We start from the raw sequence: 16,455 nt of genomic DNA, 5'->3' as shown, positions 1-16,455 counted from the left end.
TCACGCCGCGTCTTCCGGGCACTTCAGGGCGGACGGAAGAACAGTCAGCGAGGGACACATGCAGATCGGTTACAAGCTGGCGGCCGAGGCGTTCGGCCCCACCGAACTCGTCCGGCAGGCGGTCCGCGCGGAGCAGGCCGGGTTCGACTTCGTGGAGATCAGCGACCACTACCACCCGTGGCTGGACAACCAGGGCCACTCGCCGTTCGCCTGGACGGTCCTGGGGACCATCGCGGCGAAGACCGAACGCATCGGACTGGCGACCGGCGTGACCTGCCCGACCGTGCGCTACCACCCGGCGATCATCGCCCAGGCCGCCGCGACGCTCGCCCTGGTCTCCGAGGGCCGGTTCGTCCTCGGCGTGGGCTCGGGGGAACGGCTCAACGAACACGTCGTCGGCCGGGGCTTCCCCGACGTGCGGCTGCGCCACGAGATGCTCCGCGAGGCGCTGGAGATCATCCGACTGCTGTGGCGCGGCGGGTACCAGTCCTACGAGGGAAAGCACCTGCGGCTGGAGGACGCGCGGGTCTTCGACCTGCCCGCCTCGCCGCCGCTGATCGCGGTGGCCGCCAGCGGCGGGCCGTCGGCGCGGATCGCCGCCGAACTCGGCGACGGCCTGTTCGCCACCGAGGACAAACCGGAGATCGTGCGGCACTACCAGGAGGCCGGAGGCGCCGGACCCCGCTACGCCGAGGTGCCCGTGGCCTGGGCGCCCGACGAGCACACCGCCGCCCGGGCCGTCCTGGAGACCTCCCGCTGGGCCCTGACCGGGTGGAAGGTGATGAGCGAACTCCCCAACCCGGTCAACTTCGAGGCGGCCACCACCACCGTCCGCGAGGAGGACGTCCGGGAGAAGTTCGCCTGCGGTTCCGACCCGGACCGTTTCGTCGCGGCGGCGCAGCGGTTCGTCGACGCGGGCTTCGACCGGCTGGTGATGCAGAACGCCGGCCCGGACCCCGACGGCTTCATGGACTTCTACAGCGGCGAGCTGGACCGACGGATCCGCGGGCTGACCCCGCGCGGCGCCGCCGTCTGAGCGTCCGTCGGGGTCCCCGTCCGAGGAGGTCTCCGGGGCGGGAGGGGCACGGCCACGGCCCCTCCCGCCCCGGACCGCACGGGGGTCGACCCCCGGCCGGCGGAGGGCGGAACCCCGCCGACCGGGGGCCGAAGGCGGCCTCCCGGCGCCGGCCGGAAACGAGAGGGGTCCCCGGCGGTGGGCCGGGGAGCCGAGGGCCCGAAGGGGCGCCTTCGCGTGCGGTCGGTCAGGCGTGGTTGCCCGGTGCGTGCGGCGCCCGCGCCGACAGCGGCGTGGCGATGTCCTCCAGCGAGCGCCGCTCGGCCGGTACGGCCAGGAAGGCCGCCACCAGGCCGGCCAGGGTCATCAGGGCCGCGCCGATCTGGAAGGCGAGCACCGTGTCGGCGACGACGCCGGACTCGGTGAGCTTGGCGAAGATCAGCGGGCCGCTGATGCCGCCCGCGGCCGTGCCGACGGCGTAGAAGAAGGCGATCGCCATGGCCCGCGTCTCCATGGGGAAGACCTCGCTGACCGTCAGATAGGCGGAGCTGGCGCCGGCCGAGGCGAAGAAGAGCACCACGCACCAGCAGGCCGTGAGCGTGGTGGCGGTCAGCCGGCCGCTGTCGAAGAGCCAGGCGGTGCCGAAGAGGAGCAGGCCGGAGAGGATGTAGGTGCCGGAGATCATGACGCGGCGGCCGACGGTGTCGAAGAACCGGCCCAGCAGCAGCGGGCCGAAGAAGTTGCCGACGGCGATGACGGCGAAGTAGTAGCCGGTCGAGCCGGTGGGCACGTCGAAGAAGGCGTGGAGGATCGCGCCGAAGCCGAAGGTGATGGCGTTGTAGAGGAACGCCTGGCCGATGAAGAGCGCGAGCCCGAGCACGGCGCGCTTGCGGTAGTGGGAGAAGACCGTGCGCGCGATCGTCCCGAAGCCGATGCTCTTGCGCGTGTGGATGGTGATCTCCCCGGCGGGCGGCGGCAGTTCGGTGCCCTTCTCGGCGCGGATCTCCTCCTCGACCTCGCCCACCAGCTTCTCGGCCTTGTCCCCCTGCCCGTGGATGAACTGCCACCGGGGGCTCTCGGGGACGTGGCGGCGCACCAGCAGGATGACCAGGCCGAAGACGACGCCGAAGCCGAAGGTCAGCCGCCAGCCGATGTCGGCGGGGAAGATGCCGGTGTCCAGCATGACGATGGACAGCAGCGAGCCGCCCACCGCGCCCAGCCAGAAGCTGCCGTTGATGATCAGGTCGATGCGGCCGCGGTACTTGGAGGGGATCAGCTCGTCGATCGCGGAGTTGATGGCGGCGTACTCGCCGCCGATGCCGAAGCCGGTCAGGAAGCGGCAGACGAAGAACCACCAGCTGGAGAAGGACAGGGCGGTCAGCGCGGTGGCGGCCAGGTAGACGGCCAGCGTGATGATGAAGAGCTTCTTGCGGCCGTAGCGGTCGGTCAGCCAGCCGAAGAACAGCGCCCCCGAGCAGGCGCCCGCCACGTACAGGGCCGCCGCGATGCCCGTGACCTCGGCGGAGGTGATGGGCAGACCGCTGCCCTCCTCCGCCAGCCGTCCGGCGATGTTGCCGACGACCGTGACCTCCAGGCCGTCGAGGATCCACACCGTGCCGAGGCCGATCACGATCATCCAGTGCCAGCGCGACCACGGGAGGCGGTCGAGCCGGGCCGGTACGGACGTCGTGACCGTGCCCGTGCCGACCGCCGTCTCCAAGGGGTCACTCGTCGCCATCGCCCACTCCCTTCAACCCCTTTCGGCGCGCGCCGGGGCCTGCGTCCCGGCGCGCGATGGTCAGCACGTTCCCGGGGCCGGGCGGGCCACACCACCTGAACGGGTACGGGCTCCGGGAGGGGCGGGGGCGGGCGCGGCGGACGCCGCCGTGGGCGTCACCGTGTCCGGAGCGGGCTCCGCTCGGGCATCGGGCCGCCGAACACCTCACGCAGCCGCCGGTGGCGCGCGGAGTCGTGCCACAGGTCGCCCCGTCGGGGACGCTGGACGTACACGGCCCAGACGACGGCGCATATACCGGTGATCAGCGGGATGAGCAGCCACACCATCGCGGCCACCACGGTCTCCTTTCCGATACGGCCGGTGATCTTCGGCATCACTGCTTTCATATACCTCACCTAAGGGAAGTTGACAAACCTCGGCTCAAGGTCTATGGCGGAAAGGGAACGGTCGCCTTTCCCGGAGGACCGAGGGGAGGAGAATGGAGAGGACGCGGGCCCCACGCCCCTGCGCCGGCCCCCTGCGAGGGCGGCGCGGACGCCGGGAGGCCCGCACGCCATGACGGGACACACGGCCGGAGTCGGAGTACGGACAGCGAACGGACCGGGAGGGTCCGGAGGACGCCCCCGGAACCGTCTGGAGGTTGCCATGGCCCATTCCTGCGTTCTGCTCAAGCACGGTGAGGTCGTCCTCAAAGGCCGCAACCGCGGACGCTTCGAGGAGCTGCTGCAGCGCAACCTGCGCACGGCACTCGACGGACTCGACGGCCCGGTGCGCATCCGGACCGGGCGCAGCGTCACGGTGCTGACCGGACCCGCCCCGGTGGAGCAGATGGTGGAACGGGTGCGGCGCGTACCGGGGTTCAGCGTGGTGCAGCCCGCGATCGCGGTGGCCAAGGACCCCGGGGCCGTGGCGGAGGCCGCCGTCGAGCTGCTGCGGGGCCGCTCCACGGGCGCCGGCGGCTTCGCGGTGCGGGCCAAGCGCCGCGACAAGGACTTCCCGATGCGGTCGAGCGAACTCGCCGCCTTCGTCGGCGCCCGGATCCAACGGGAGCTGGGCCTGCCGGTGGACCTGACCTCCCCGTCCGTGGAGGTGGCGGTCGAGGTCGACCGGGACGAGGTCTACCTGTCCGTCGACCGGCTCCCCGGCCAGGGCGGTCTGCCGGTCGGGGCCAGCGGCCGGGCCGTGGTGCTGCTGTCGGGCGGCTACGACTCGCCCGTGGCCGCCCACCGCGCCATGCGGCGCGGACTGCGCTGCGACTTCGTGCACTTCACCGGCGCCCCCTACACCGGCCCCTCCTCCGCCTACAAGGCGTACGCCCTGGTGCGGGAGCTCACCCGGTACCAGCCGGAGGCCCGGCTGCACATCGTGCCGCTCGGCACCGCGCAGCGGTCCCTGGCCACCGCCGGCGCCGGACGTCTCCAAGTGGTGGCGCAGCGGCGGCTGATGGTCCGGGTGGCCGGAGAGCTGGCCCGCCGGATCGGCGCGAGGGCGCTGGTGACCGGTGACAGCCTCGGCCAGGTGGCCAGCCAGACCCTGTCCAACCTGGCCACCGTCGACGAGGCCAGCCCGCTGCCGGTGCTGCGGCCCCTGCTGGGCTGGGACAAGACCGAGATCATGGAGGAGGCGACCAGGATCGGCACCGCCGACATCTCGCGCCTCCCCGACGAGGACTGCTGCCGGCTGCTCGCCCCGCCGCGGGTCGCCACCGGGACCACCCCCGGGCAGTTCGCGCGGCTGGAGAACCGGCTCGACGTGGAACGCACCGTCGAGGACCTGCTGGGCCGGGTCCAGGTGATGCGCCCCGGTCGGGACGAGCGGGAGAGCGCCGGGACGGCACGGGTCGAGGCCGTGGCGTGAGGCCGCGGCCCCGCGGCCCCCTTCCGGCGCCGCCGCGCGCCCAAGGCGCGGAACGCGTCGCCCTCCGGGGCCGCCGGGACGCCCCGGGGCCCGCCGCTGCGGCCCGCGTCGACACGGCGGGAGCCGCGGGCCGGCCCGGACGTCACAGGGCGTGGCCGCCGGAGACCTGGACGACCTGCCCGGTGATCCAACGGGCCTGACGGGAGGCCAGGAACACCACGGCGTCGGCGATGTCCTCCGGTTCGCCCAGCCGTCCCAGGGGCACGATCGAGCGAACCTCCTCGACCATCTCCTCGCCGATCCAGCCCGTCTGGACCGGCCCCGGCGCCACCGCGTTGACCCTGATCCCGGAGGCGGCCAGATCCAGCGCGGCGGCCCGGGTGAGCGCCTCCAGCGCCGCCTTGGACGTGCCGTACCCGATCTGGGAGGGGAAGGCGCGCGCGGCGTCGGTGGAGACGTTCACCACGCACGGGACCGCGCCGTCCCCGGCCCGACCGCCCCGGTCCCGCGCGCGGCGGGCGAGTTCGGCCGTCAGCAGGGCCGGGGCGACGGCGTTGACCCGGTAGTGGCGCTCCAGCCCGTCGGCGGTCAACTCGGCGAGGGTGTCCGGGCTCTCGCAGTGCGCGGCGTTGTTCACCAGCACGTCGACCGGTCCCAGACGCTCCTCGACCTCGTCGAACAGCCGCCGCGCCGCGTCCGGCCCCGCCAGGTCGGCGGCGACGGCGACGGCCCCCTCCAGTTCGGCCGCCAGCGCCTCGGCGGCCTCCGCGGCCGGGGCGGTGTGCTCCCACCGCACCCCCGGTGGCGGCGACGCCTGGGCGGGCAGGTGGTGCACGGCCACGCGCGCCCCCTGGGCGGCGAAGGCGCGGGCGGTCGCCGCGCCGATCCCGGCGGCGGCTCCGGTGACGAGGACGGTTCGTTCGGCGAGTCCGGTGTCGATCACGACCGCAGCGTCCGGCATTTGGTCGCCGCGGTCAACCGGATATCGGCCGGATCGCTCGGCCTGACGGGCGCCCGCCCGCGCACCCGCATTAGGGTGTGGACGCCCGTGACGTCCCCCGTGACCCCCTTCGTGAGGAGCCCCGCCGTGCAGCACCCCGCCCATCCCCGGCCGCGGACCGCCGACGCGTCCGCCTTCCCCGCCACCGGGCGGCGCGTCCTGGTCACCGGCGCCTCCCGGGGCCTGGGTCGGGCGGTGGCCGAGGCGTTCGCCGCGAACGGGGACCGGGTCGCCGTCCACTACGGGAGCCGCCGGGCGGACGCCGAGACCACCCTGGCCCGACTGGCCGGCGACGGACACGCGCTGCTCGGCGCGGACCTGACCGACCCGCGGCGGACCGCCGACCTGGCGGACGCGGCGGCCGAGGCGCTGGGCGGCATCGACGTCCTGGTGAACAACGCCGCGGTCAACACCCCGCACCCGCCCGCGAGCACGGGGTACGACGAGTGGTGCGCCGCCTGGCGGGAGCACGTGGCCGTCAACCTGCTGGGCACCGCCGACCTCAGCCACGCCGTCGCCCGGCGGATGATCGACCAGGGCACCGGCGGCCGCATCGTCAACATCGGCTCGCGCGGGGCGTTCCGCGGCGAACCGGACCACCCCGCCTACGGCGCCACCAAGGCGGCGGTGCACGCGCTGGGCCAGTCCCTCGCCGTGGCCCTGGCCCCCCACGGCATCGCCGTGACCTCGGTGGCGCCCGGCTTCATCGACACCGACCGGGTCGCCCACCGGCTGACCGGTCCCGAGGGCGAGGCGATCCGCGCCCAGAGCCCGTACGGGCGGGTCGCCACGCCGGAGGAGGTCGCGGCGGCGGTGCTGTGGCTGGCGTCCCCGCAGGCCCAGTGGAGCGCGGGCGCGGTGCTGGACCTCAACGGCGCCTCCCACCTGCGCACCTGATCCCGCACCCGCCCCGCGCCCCCGTCCCGGGTTCCCGCGGACGGGCGGACGCGGGGGCCGCGGAGGCGCGGTGGGCGGCGGATCAGGCGGCCCCGTCCCGCCGGTGGTCGAGGCCGAACAGACCGAGGTCGATCGCCTCCGCCATCGCCGCGTGGCCGGCCGCGTTCGGGTGGTAGCAGTCGGCGCGGTAGGCGTCGCGGATCCGGGTCGGATCGGCCGGGTCCCTGACCGCGGCGTCGAAGTCGACGACGCCGTCGAACACCCCGCCGCTGCGGACGAACTCGTTCACCGCGAGCCGGTTGGCCTCCTTGGCGCTGCCCGGCGCGTTGCACATGGGCATCAGGGTGGCGCCGATCACCTCGACGCCGCGGGCGTGGGCGCGGTCGACGATCTCCCGCATGGCGTCGACGACCCGCGACGCCGGCGCGGGCGCCGCGTGCTCGCCGCCGCCGAGGTCGTTGGTGCCCTCCAGGAGGATCAGATGACGCACGCCGGCGAGTTCGAGGGCGTCGTACTCCAACCGGTCGAGGGCCGGGGGACCGCAGCACTGGCCCGTCGGGTCGTAGGGGTTGGGCTGCCGGCTGACGGTGTTGCCGGAGATCCCGGCGTTGGCGACGGCCTTCTGCCCGCCCGGCGGCAGGGCGTTGATCCGCCGCGCCAGCAGGTCGGTCCACCGGTCGCCCCCGCCCACCGCGTTGTGGCCGGAGGTGTTGGAGTCGCCGAGCGCCACGATGGTGCCCGCCGCGGGGGTGCGCCCGTCGACGACCTCCACCCACCACAACTGGCCCGGGTGGTAGCCCGGTTCGACGGACAGCCCCCGGTCCTCCTCCGGGTAGGCGGCGTCGCCCGTGTCGCGGGTGTGGTCGCCGCCGAGCGAGAGGAAGCTGGCGGGCGGGTTCGGGGTCGGCGGCGGGAAGGTGTGGTCGTTGACCGGCGCGCCCGGCGCGTACAGGCTGATCGCCAGGTTCCGCTGGGCCGCCACGCGCAGCGGAACCGGGTCGCTGTAGACGTGCCCGCCCGGGGGCACGGTGACCCGTGGGCGGCCCTGGAAGGTGAGGGTGCGCAGGGAGCCGGGGACCAGATCGGCCTCGCCGACCTCGCGTTGCAGCCCGATCGTCGCCGAGCGGAACGTCGCGGGGCGGTCGCCGTACGGGTTCCCGATGCGCACCCGCAGCGAGGAGGCCGCCACCGAGGCCCGGGCGATGTTCCGCACCGTCAGGTCGGGGGAGGTGCCGTGCGCGCCCTGGAGGCTCGCGCTCCAGACGGCGTCGCGGCCGGGCGCCGCGGCGGGCCCGGTGTCGCTTCGGGAGGCGGGCTCCGCGGCGGCGACGGGCGCGGCCACCGCCGAGGCGATCAGCATGACGAGCGGGGCCAACCACGTGCCCACACGGGTGCGGAGTCCGCCGCGCCCTGGTGAAGATCCCACGAGCGTTCCTCTCGTTCGGCTGGTGCCGTGCGTGGACCGAGCGTCGAAGAGCCGGAGTCGTGCGTCGTCTCCCCGCGGATCGGGCAGGCGGGGCGCGGAACGGGCGCGGGCCCCCGGACCGGGGAGACGCGCTCGTCCCGTGGACGGCCCGTCCGGACGGACGGGCCGCGCTCCGCACGGTAGGAAGAGCCCCCGGCGGCGTCAACCCCGCCTCGTGGCGGCCGGGTTCGGGGTCAGCCCCGGTCGAGCCCGTACACGCGCCGGGCGTTGTCCGCGCAGACCATGGCGGCCACCCGCTCGGCGTCCTCGTACGACCACAGGCCCTCGCCGGTCCAACGGGACAGCAGCCGGGTCAGGGCGCCGCGGAAGACGGCGGCCCCCACCACGTACAGCTCGGGCAGGCCGTAGGCGTCGGTGGAGAACAGCAGCTTGCCGAACGGCGTCAGCTCCAGCGCCTCGGCCAGCACCTCCCCGGCCCGCGCACCGGTGTGGTTCAACGCCAGGCCGACGTCGGCGTACACGTGCGGATAGGCGTGCGCCAGATAGGCGGCGTGCCGGTGGTACGGGTAGCCGTGCAGCAGGACCAGCGGGCAGCCGGTGGGCTGGACGGCGCGCACGAAGTCGGTGAGCAGCAGCGGGTCGCAGCGGTCCAGCCGCAGGTCGGTGTCGCCGAACCCGGTGTGCAGTTGCAGCGGCAGGCCGGTCCGCACGGCCGACCACAGCAGGCGGCGCAGCAGGACGGGATCGGTCACCCGGTCGCCGGCCTCGCGGCCGGTCAGCCAGCGGTCGGCCGCCGCCCGCACCTCGGCGTCGCCGGGCGGCTCGGGCGCGAGGTCCAGCCCGTGCCGGTAGGCGGCCACCGACTTGAAGCCCACCGCGGTGCGCGCGGCCTCCGCCACGGCGTCGTCCAGGGCGGTCAGGAAGGAGGCGACGGTGTCCGCGGTGTCGGCCGCCTCCTCGGCCAGCCGCTCCAGCCGTACGACCTCGTGGGCTCGCGCGCCGCCGGCCGCCGCGAGTTCGGCGGGGCCGGTCAGGTCGGCGGTCACACCGGTGTCCACCAGGTAGTCGGCGATGCCGTCGGCGCCCAGCAGCCGCCGCGTGACCTCCGCGGCGCCCAGCTCCCGGCGCCGCGCCAGGTACTCCTCGGGCGGGCAGTGGACCTCCAGGTCCAGCAGCGGCGGGCACCAGCGGCGCACCGCGAACCCCAACTGGGTGTCGAGGAACGTGGTGCCGGGCGCGGCGGGGGCGTCCGACTCCACCAGGTACGAGGCGAACGTCTCGTCGTCCGGGTCGTCGCTGACCACACCGTGGCAGTGGTGGTCCACCAGCGGCGGCAGATCGGATGCCCCGGCCATCAGTACCTCTCCCGGACCGCGGCGACGACGTCCTGCGGCGCGACGCCCTCGAACAGCGCGATCTCCGCCCGGCGCACGGCGGCGAAGGCCTCGAACAGCGGATCCCCCATGGCCTCGCGGAGCACGGTGGAGCGTTCGAAGTGCTCCAGCGCCTCGGTCGCCGAGGTGGGCAGCCGGGGCTGGTCGCCCCGCCGGGCGGGGTCCCCGGAGACCGGCTCGGGCAGCGTCAGCCGGTCGGCGATCCCGGCCAGTCCGGCGGAGATGACGCCACCGACCACCAGATAGGGGTTGGCCGACGCGTCGAAGCACTTGACCTCCGCGTTCGCGCCGCCGGGGTCGTCCGGCGCCCCGGGGACGAAGCGGATGGCGGCCTCGCGGTTCTCCAGCCCCCAGCATCGGAACACACCCGCCCAGTGGGAGGGCACCAGCCGCAGGTGGCCGGCCGGGGTGGGCGCGCCGACGGCCAGCAGCGCGGGCAGCTCCCGCAGCACCCCGGCGAGGAAGGACCGGCAGTCCGCCGTCATGCCGAAGGGGCCGTCGCCGCCCCGGCACAGGTTCCTCTCCTCCCGCCACAGGCTCAGGTGGAGGTGGCCGCCGTTGCCGACCCTGCCGACCTCCACGACGGGGGCGAACGAGGCGGTCAGCCCGTGCCGCACCGACACCGCCCGGATCGTCTCCCGCACCAGCACGACCAGGTCGGCGGCGCCGACCGGGTCCGAGGGCGCGGCGGACACCTCGAACTGCCCCGGCGAGTACTCCGGATGGAGCTGGAGGACGTCGACGTGCTGGTCGAGGAGGGCGCCGAGGACGTCGCCGAGGTAGTCGGACAGCTCCACCACGCGGGCCATCCCGTACGCCGGGCCGCGGCACGGGTAGCGGACCTCCGGGGCGCCCTCCCCGGACCCCGCTGCCGCCTCCGCCCCCGTCTCCGACGCGTCGCGGCGCAGGACGGTCCACTCGGTCTCGAACCCCATCCGCAGCTCCAGCCCCAGGGCCAGGGCCCGTTCGGTCTGGCGCCGGGCGAAGAGCCGCTGGCAGGCGACGTACGGCTCGCCCCGCTGGGTGTACCGGTCGACGGGGGCCCACGCCCAGCCGGGCTGCCCGGCCAGCACCGTCAACCGGTCCAGGTCGGGGAACAGGCGCAGGTCGCCGCAGGGACCGCCGATGTGGCGGCTGGTGGTGACCGAGTCGTCGACCGCGTAGACGTCGAAGACGGGCGACATGCCCACCCCCCAGCGCGCGGCGTGCGCGAGCCGGGAGGTGGGCACGGTCTTGGTGCGGGTGATGCCCGCGTTGTCCACCCAGGTCAGGGCGGTGCCGCGGATGCCCTCCGCCCTCAGCCGGGCGGTCTCGTGCCGGGCGTTCCGCCGCGCCCGTTCGCGTTCCGCCGCCCCCGTCTCCATGGCTCCTCCTTCACGGCCGGACCGGATCGGCCGGCTGCCCGGACGGCCGTGAGGCGATCATGCCGCAGTCGGCGGACGGCGCCTTCCGCCGGCGCCGGCGCGGCCCGGGGAAGGCACCCGATCGGAGGGAGGGCCCCTGTCCGGCGGCGGTACGGGGGCGCGTACGGTGCCGGAGGGGTCCGCGGCGCAGGCACGGCCCCACCGCACACCGTCCGCCACCACACGAGGGACCGCCGTCCGCCATGAACACCGTCCACCGCCACAACGGGCTCGTCTGCACCGACCACACCCTCCGGGTGCCCCTGGACCACACCCGCCCGGACGGCGAGACGATCACCCTGTTCGCCCGCGAGGTCACCGCCGCCGGACGGGAGGGGGAGGACCTGCCCCTCCTGCTGTGGCTCCAGGGCGGTCCCGGCCACCGCGCCGAGCGTCCCAACGCCCCCGGCGCCTGGCTGCGCCGGGCGCTGCGCGACCACCGCGTCGTCCTGATGGACCAGCGCGGCACGGGGCGCAGCACCCCCGCCGACCGCCGCACCCTCGCCGTCCACCCCGACGCCGAGACCACCGCCGCGTACCTCGCGCACTTCCGCGCCGACGCGATCGTCCGCGACGCCGAACTGCTGCGCCGGCACCTGGCCGCCGACGGCGAACAGGACCGCCCCTGGACGGTGCTGGGCCAGAGCTTCGGCGGTTTCTGCGCCCTGACCTATCTCTCCCTCGCCCCCGAGGGACTGGAGAAGGTACTGATCACCGGCGGTCTGCCCGCCCTCACCGCGCACGCCGACGACGTCTACCGCGCCGCCTACGCCCGCGTCCTGGACCACAACGCCCGCTACTTCGCCCGCTACCCCGGCGACCAGCGTCTCGTCGACGCCGTGGCCGCCCACCTGGCCGAGCACGACGTGCGCCTGCCCACCGGCGAGCGCCTCACCGTGCGCCGCTTCCAGACCCTGGGCGCCGGCTTCGGCGGCGTCTCGACGTTCGACGCCCTGCACTACCTGCTGGAGACCGCGTTCGTCCCCGGCCCCGGCGGGCCGGAGCTGTCCGACACCTTCCTGCGGGGCGTGGAGTCCGCCGTCTCCTTCGCCCCGCACCCCCTGTACGCCGTCCTCCACGAGGCCATCTACGCCCAGGGCGGCCGGCCCACCGCCTGGTCCGCGCACCGGGTGCGCGAGGAGTTCCCCGCCTTCGACGCCTCCCGCGGCGGACCGCTGCGCCTCACCGGCGAGATGATCTACCCCTGGCACTTCGAGGAGGACCCGGCGCTGGTGCCGCTGCGCGACGCCGCCCACCTGCTCGCCGAACGCGTCGACTGGCCCCCGCTGTACGACCTCGACCGGCTCGCCGACAACCGGGTGCCGGTCGTGGCCGCCGTCTACCACGACGACATGTACGTCGACCGGGAGCACTCCCTGCGCACCGCCGCCCACGTCCGCGGACTGCGCCCCTGGATCACCAACGCCCACGCCCACGACGGCGTCCGGGTGGACGCCTCCGTCTTCGACCGCCTGCTGGCCATGGCGAGGGGAGAGATCTGACGAACCGAAGATATCCTCCGGTTCGTCCCTTTCCTTCCTCCCTGCGGACCCCGGAGACGATCGAGTGACACGGTCCTCCGGCGCTTCGCCTTCTCCTCGCCCGCAGTTCAGCTCCACCCGCCAGTGTCACTGCCGCCGGTGGGGCGCGGACCCATCCGTTCCACCAGGCAGTCGACGACAGGGTCAGCCACAGACCGACGGAGGTGTCAGGAGCAGTGTCACTCACTCGCCCCACGTCCCGACCAGTGCGCGCCGGACTCGCGGCGCTCGGCGCGGTGGCGATCGCGAGCTCCACGCTCGCCGCCGTGGCCGTACAGACGACGACGGCCATGCCCGCGGCCGCCGCCCCGGCCGACAAGAGCGACTGGAACGCCGATGCCTACCGGGGCAAGGTCGAGGTCGTGCCGGGCGACGGCACCGACGGGGACGGGCGGACGCTCACCGGCCGGGTCTTCCTCGACGGCGACCGCGACAGCAGCAGCGACCGGCGCGAGCGCGGCGTGGCCGGGGTGCTGGTCTCCAACGGACGCGACGTGGTCACCACCGACCGCCAGGGCCGCTACGAGCTGCCCGTCCACGACAACATGACCGTCTTCATCACCCAGCCGGCCGGCTACCAGGTGCCCGTGGACGAGCACAACATCGCGCAGTTCCACTACAACCACCTGCCCGCCGGGTCCCCCGAGCTGCGCTACGGCGGAATCGAGCCCACCGGCCCGCTCCCGAAGGCCGTGAACTTCCCGCTGGTCCAGAGCCAGGCCACCCGGTCCGGCGACCAGGACTGCGTCATCGCCGGCGACCTCCAGCCCTACGACAAGACCGAGGTCGGCTACGCCCGCGCCGGAGCCATCGCGGACCTCGCCCGGCGCAACGACTACGCGAGCTGCGGCGCCCTGTTCATCGGCGACGTGGTCGGCGACGACCTCTCGCTCTACAAGGACGTCAAGGAGCTGACCGGGCGGCTCAACGGCCCGGTGCGCTTCCTGCCCGGCAACCACGACCTGGACTACGACGCCAAGACCCCCGAGCACTCCTTCGACACCTTCCGGGCCCGGCTCGCCCCGACCTACTACTCCTACGACGTCGGCCGGACCCACGTCGTCGCCCTCAACACCGTCCGCTACCCCTGCACCCCGGACGTCGACAACGCCGACGGGCAGCGGCCCAACTGCAACGACCCCGTCAACAGCCCCTCCTACAACGGGCGGCTCGACGAGGAGCAGCTGAAGTGGCTGGAGCGGGACCTGGCGAAGGTCCCCTCGGACAAGCTGGTCGTCGTGGCCGGGCACATCCCCCTGCTGACCTTCGCCGACGAGGGCAGCGCCCGACACCAGGTCGACCAGGTCCGCGAGGTCTACGAACTGCTGAAGGGCCGCAAGGCCGTCGCCGTGGCCGGCCACACCCACTCGATCGAGAACATGAAGACCGGCGACCTGTTCAAGGGCTGGCGCGACATCTTCGGCATCGAGGGCCTGCCCTTCCCCCACATCACCGCCGGCGCCATCTCCGGCGACTGGTACTCCGGTGAGCCGACCGACAAGGGCTACCCGGTCGCCGTCGGCCGCGACGGCTCGCGCCCGGGCGTCCTGACGCTGGAGATCAAGGGCACCTCCTTCAAGGAGCGCTTCACCGTCACGGGCGAGAAGGACGACGTCCAGATGCAGCTGGGCGTCAACTCGCCCACCTACCGCCAGTGGTACGTCGACCGCCAGGCCTGGAACAAGAACAAGCAGGGCCCGGCCCCCGAGCTCGGCGACACCCGCGTGATCAGCAGAGCCGACCTGACCGGCACCACCTGGCTGACCACCAACTTCTGGATGGGCTCGACCGGTTCGAAGGTGAAGGTCTCCGTCGACGGCGGCCCGGCGCGCGAGGCCGTGCGCACCCAGCGGGCCAGGGGCGAGGACCAGCTGGTCGGCCCGGAGTGGTCCGACCCGCACGCGGTCGCCCGGCAGCTGGTCCACGGCGGCAGCGTGGCCGACCGGACGATGCACCTGTGGCGGTTCGAACTGCCCGCCGACCTCGCGGCGGGAACCCACCGCGCCAAGGTCACCGCGACCGACGCCCACGGCCGCACGTTCACCGAGACGCTGAGGTTCACGGTGGTCGAGGAGCGCTGAGCCGAGCCTCGACCCGACGGGCCCGGGACCGCCGCCGGCGGCGGTCCCGGGCCCCGCGCGTCCGCCCCTCCCGGCGGGTCGGCCGGACGCGCCCCGGCGTCCGCCCGGACCGTGGCGGGGCGCGGGACGGGCGCGGACGGATGTGGTGCCGCGGGCGAGGCGGTGGTGATCAGGGGTGATCAGGACCGCGGGGGCGTCGTGTCCGTGACGGTCCAGCGCTGGTTCGGTCCGGAGTTCGGCGGCCGGACGCCGACCGAGGCGCCGTCGTGGGTCGCCTGGCCGCCCACCTCCAGCAACTCGCCGCCGGCGGCGTTGACGAACGTCCAGGAGCCGTCGCCCGTCGTGGACAGGATCCACTGGGCGGCGAGGTCGCGGCGCCGGTCGTCCTCCAGCACCGCCGAGCCGTCGCGGACGGCCAGGCGCCGGCCGTCCGCCGCGCCGGTGATCGTGTAACGCCGGCGGTTCTCGTCGGCCCGGGAGTCCCCGGGGGCCGGCTCCAGACGCCAGAGCTGGTCGGTGCGGGCCGGGTCCGCGGTGCGGATCACCACGCCGCTCCCGTCGTCGGAGACGGTGAGCGCCTTCCCGCTCTGGACGCCGCCCAGCCGGTAGGCGTGCCCCTTCCGCACCAGCGCGGCGTCCTTCGCCACGCCGGAGACGCCCTCGACCAGGAAGGTGGTCACCGACTCGGCCGGCACGGCGATCGCGGCACGGCGGTCGAGGACGCGGACGGGAGCGTGCCGCACCAGCGCGCCGTCGGCGCTGGTCACCACCGGGGTCACCGTGGCGTCCCGCGCGACGCGGCCGAACTTCGACAGGTCGAGGGTCACCGTCCGGGGCGCCCGGGAGTCGTTGACGTGGACGACCGTCGCGCCCCTCGTGCCGACCGCCGCGACGCTGGAGGCGTCGTCGACCTTCACCAGCCGGTCCCCGGGACGGATGTGGTGGGTGAAATTCCGGGCCGTGTCGAACTTGGTGTTGGTGCGGATCGGGCAGGTCTCCAGGGTGTCCTCGGCGGTGCAGTCGAACGGGAGCTGGATGCTTCCCCAGTTGCCGCCCTGCGGGGACTCGCCCCCCGGCTTCATGTTGTCGTAGTCCTCGACGGGCTGCCAGAACACCCAGGCGGACGGCTCCAGTTCGCGCAGGTCGTCGACGATGTGCCTGGCCAGGCCCAGACCGGGCGCCATGGACTCGAAGTCCTGGCCGCCGCCCCAGCCGCCCTCCACCTCGCTCATCCACAGCGGCTTGTCGGCGGCCTTGGCCAGGTCGTGGACGGTGGTGCGGCCGGCGGTGCCGTAGGTGTGGACGTTCAGCTGCGCGACCTCCTCGCGCACGTCGCCCGGGTACGACTCCCAGTTGCGCGCGAAGAGGGTGGGGTTGGTCTCGTCCATCGCGGAGATCACGGCGTCGGTGTCGGCGTCCTCCAGCTCCGCGGCCAGTGCCCGGATGACGCGCTGCTGGAGCTCGGGGCCCATGTGCGCGCCCTCCTGCCGTCCGCCGACGGGTTCGCCGTCGGGCCCCGGGCGCGTGCTCTAGTAGGGGGTGTTGGGCTCGTTGAACGGGTCGAGGGTGTCGACGTCGATGCCGTGCGCCTCCTCCAGCCGCTCGACCGCGCCCACCAGATAGGCGGCGAAGTCGTCGACGGAGTCGCTCCTGAGCTGGTCCGCGTTCGGATCGAAGCCGCCGGAGACGTATCCGCTGACGGTCATGAACCACGGCGGTGAGTTGGAGAACGCCTCCCAGCGGTCGACCTCGTCCTTGACGCGGTCCACCCACCAGCGCTGGGTGCGGTCCGCGTCGGGGTTCCAGTCGGCCGGGTCGTCGGCGCTCCACCAGTCGGTGTCCTCGCGGGTGGTGCCCTCCGGGGCCCGCCACCAGCCCTCCACGGCGCCCCCGGCGCGCAGGTAGTCCCGCACGTCGGGGGCGTTGCCGCCGCCGATGTTGTACCGGGCGATGTTCAGGGCGAGGCCGTCGTCGCCGAAGACCAGGTCGGCGAGGGCCTCGCGGATCCCGTCGGGGTAGTCGCCGGTGGCGTTGGCGAACCACACCAGGCTGGTGCCCCACCCCTCGAACTCCTGCTGCCGGTAGGACGGGTCGGGGGTGACC

11 protein-coding genes and 1 pseudogene are annotated in these 16,455 nt (G+C 74.3%); 5 read left to right on the top strand and 7 right to left on the bottom strand.

Going from position 1 to position 16,455, the window contains the following annotated elements; all coding sequences use genetic code 11:
- Window positions 1-58: 58 nt before the first annotated feature.
- Window positions 59-1,036, top strand: coding sequence for a TIGR03557 family F420-dependent LLM class oxidoreductase (locus ABD335_RS08590; RefSeq protein ID WP_344321526.1), 978 nt, complete (start codon window positions 59-61; stop codon window positions 1,034-1,036).
- 226 nt (window positions 1,037-1,262) lie between these two features.
- Here ABD335_RS08590 and ABD335_RS08585 read toward each other — a convergent pair whose 3' ends face one another.
- Both ABD335_RS08585 and ABD335_RS08580 read right to left on the bottom strand, forming a co-directional pair.
- On the bottom strand, window positions 1,263-2,753 hold the full coding sequence (locus ABD335_RS08585; RefSeq protein WP_344321525.1) for an MFS transporter: 1,491 nt from the start codon (window positions 2,751-2,753) through the stop codon (window positions 1,263-1,265).
- Window positions 2,754-2,908: 155 nt separating this feature from the next.
- Window positions 2,909-3,139, bottom strand: a complete 231-nt coding sequence (locus ABD335_RS08580) for a hypothetical protein (RefSeq protein ID WP_344321524.1) — start codon at window positions 3,137-3,139, stop codon at window positions 2,909-2,911.
- Between the two features lie 259 nt (window positions 3,140-3,398).
- On the opposite strand from ABD335_RS08580, the gene thiI reads away from it, so the two are divergent.
- On the top strand, window positions 3,399-4,610 hold the full coding sequence (gene thiI / locus ABD335_RS08575; protein ID WP_344321523.1) for a tRNA uracil 4-sulfurtransferase ThiI: 1,212 nt from the start codon (window positions 3,399-3,401) through the stop codon (window positions 4,608-4,610).
- Window positions 4,611-4,752: 142 nt separating this feature from the next.
- Here the strand turns inward: thiI and ABD335_RS08570 are convergent, their stop codons facing one another.
- Complete coding sequence (locus ABD335_RS08570; RefSeq protein ID WP_344321522.1) at window positions 4,753-5,553, bottom strand: SDR family NAD(P)-dependent oxidoreductase; 801 nt, start codon at window positions 5,551-5,553, stop codon at window positions 4,753-4,755.
- Window positions 5,554-5,697: 144 nt separating this feature from the next.
- On the opposite strand from ABD335_RS08570, the gene ABD335_RS08565 reads away from it, so the two are divergent.
- Window positions 5,698-6,507 carry an SDR family NAD(P)-dependent oxidoreductase gene (locus ABD335_RS08565; RefSeq protein WP_344321521.1) on the top strand — a complete coding sequence of 270 codons (810 nt, stop codon included), beginning with the start codon at window positions 5,698-5,700 and terminating at the stop codon, window positions 6,505-6,507.
- A gap of 82 nt (window positions 6,508-6,589) precedes the next feature.
- On the opposite strand, the gene ABD335_RS08560 is transcribed toward ABD335_RS08565, so the two are convergent.
- The 3 genes from ABD335_RS08560 to ABD335_RS08550 form a co-directional block, all read right to left on the bottom strand.
- Window positions 6,590-7,933, bottom strand: a complete 1,344-nt coding sequence (locus ABD335_RS08560) for a GDSL-type esterase/lipase family protein (RefSeq protein ID WP_344321520.1) — start codon at window positions 7,931-7,933, stop codon at window positions 6,590-6,592.
- A gap of 233 nt (window positions 7,934-8,166) precedes the next feature.
- Complete coding sequence (locus ABD335_RS08555; protein WP_344321519.1) at window positions 8,167-9,288, bottom strand: amidohydrolase family protein; 1,122 nt, start codon at window positions 9,286-9,288, stop codon at window positions 8,167-8,169.
- On the bottom strand, window positions 9,288-10,691 hold the full coding sequence (locus tag ABD335_RS08550; RefSeq protein ID WP_344321518.1) for a glutamine synthetase family protein: 1,404 nt from the start codon (window positions 10,689-10,691) through the stop codon (window positions 9,288-9,290). Before ABD335_RS08550 ends, ABD335_RS08555 begins: the two co-directional genes overlap by 1 nt.
- A gap of 242 nt (window positions 10,692-10,933) precedes the next feature.
- On the opposite strand from ABD335_RS08550, the gene ABD335_RS08545 reads away from it, so the two are divergent.
- Both ABD335_RS08545 and ABD335_RS08540 read left to right on the top strand, forming a co-directional pair.
- Complete coding sequence (locus ABD335_RS08545; protein WP_344321517.1) at window positions 10,934-12,232, top strand: alpha/beta fold hydrolase; 1,299 nt, start codon at window positions 10,934-10,936, stop codon at window positions 12,230-12,232.
- A 245-nt stretch (window positions 12,233-12,477) separates the two neighbouring features.
- Window positions 12,478-14,352 carry a calcineurin-like phosphoesterase C-terminal domain-containing protein gene (locus ABD335_RS08540; protein ID WP_344321516.1) on the top strand — a complete coding sequence of 625 codons (1,875 nt, stop codon included), beginning with the start codon at window positions 12,478-12,480 and terminating at the stop codon, window positions 14,350-14,352.
- Between the two features lie 179 nt (window positions 14,353-14,531).
- Here ABD335_RS08540 and ABD335_RS08535 read toward each other — a convergent pair.
- Window positions 14,532-16,455, bottom strand: a pseudogene (locus ABD335_RS08535) (RICIN domain-containing protein); the annotation flags it as partial.

The organism is Streptomyces macrosporus, assembly GCF_039533145.1.
In the GTDB taxonomy this organism is placed as follows: Bacteria; Actinomycetota; Actinomycetes; order Streptomycetales; family Streptomycetaceae; genus Streptomyces; species Streptomyces macrosporus.
This window is presented reverse-complemented; position numbering and strand designations above follow the sequence as displayed.

Excerpts from the sequence above, each read along its gene's own strand:
- ABD335_RS08590 (WP_344321526.1), top strand. The coding sequence starts at position 59 with ATGCAGATCGGTTACAAGCTGGCGGCCGAGGCGTTCGGCCCCACCGAA.
- ABD335_RS08585 (WP_344321525.1), bottom strand. The coding sequence starts at position 2,753 with ATGGCGACGAGTGACCCCTTGGAGACGGCGGTCGGCACGGGCACGGTC.
- ABD335_RS08580 (WP_344321524.1), bottom strand. The coding sequence starts at position 3,139 with ATGAAAGCAGTGATGCCGAAGATCACCGGCCGTATCGGAAAGGAGACC.
- thiI (WP_344321523.1), top strand. The coding sequence starts at position 3,399 with ATGGCCCATTCCTGCGTTCTGCTCAAGCACGGTGAGGTCGTCCTCAAA.
- ABD335_RS08555 (WP_344321519.1), bottom strand. The coding sequence starts at position 9,288 with ATGGCCGGGGCATCCGATCTGCCGCCGCTGGTGGACCACCACTGCCAC.
- ABD335_RS08550 (WP_344321518.1), bottom strand. The coding sequence starts at position 10,691 with ATGGAGACGGGGGCGGCGGAACGCGAACGGGCGCGGCGGAACGCCCGG.
- ABD335_RS08545 (WP_344321517.1), top strand. The coding sequence starts at position 10,934 with ATGAACACCGTCCACCGCCACAACGGGCTCGTCTGCACCGACCACACC.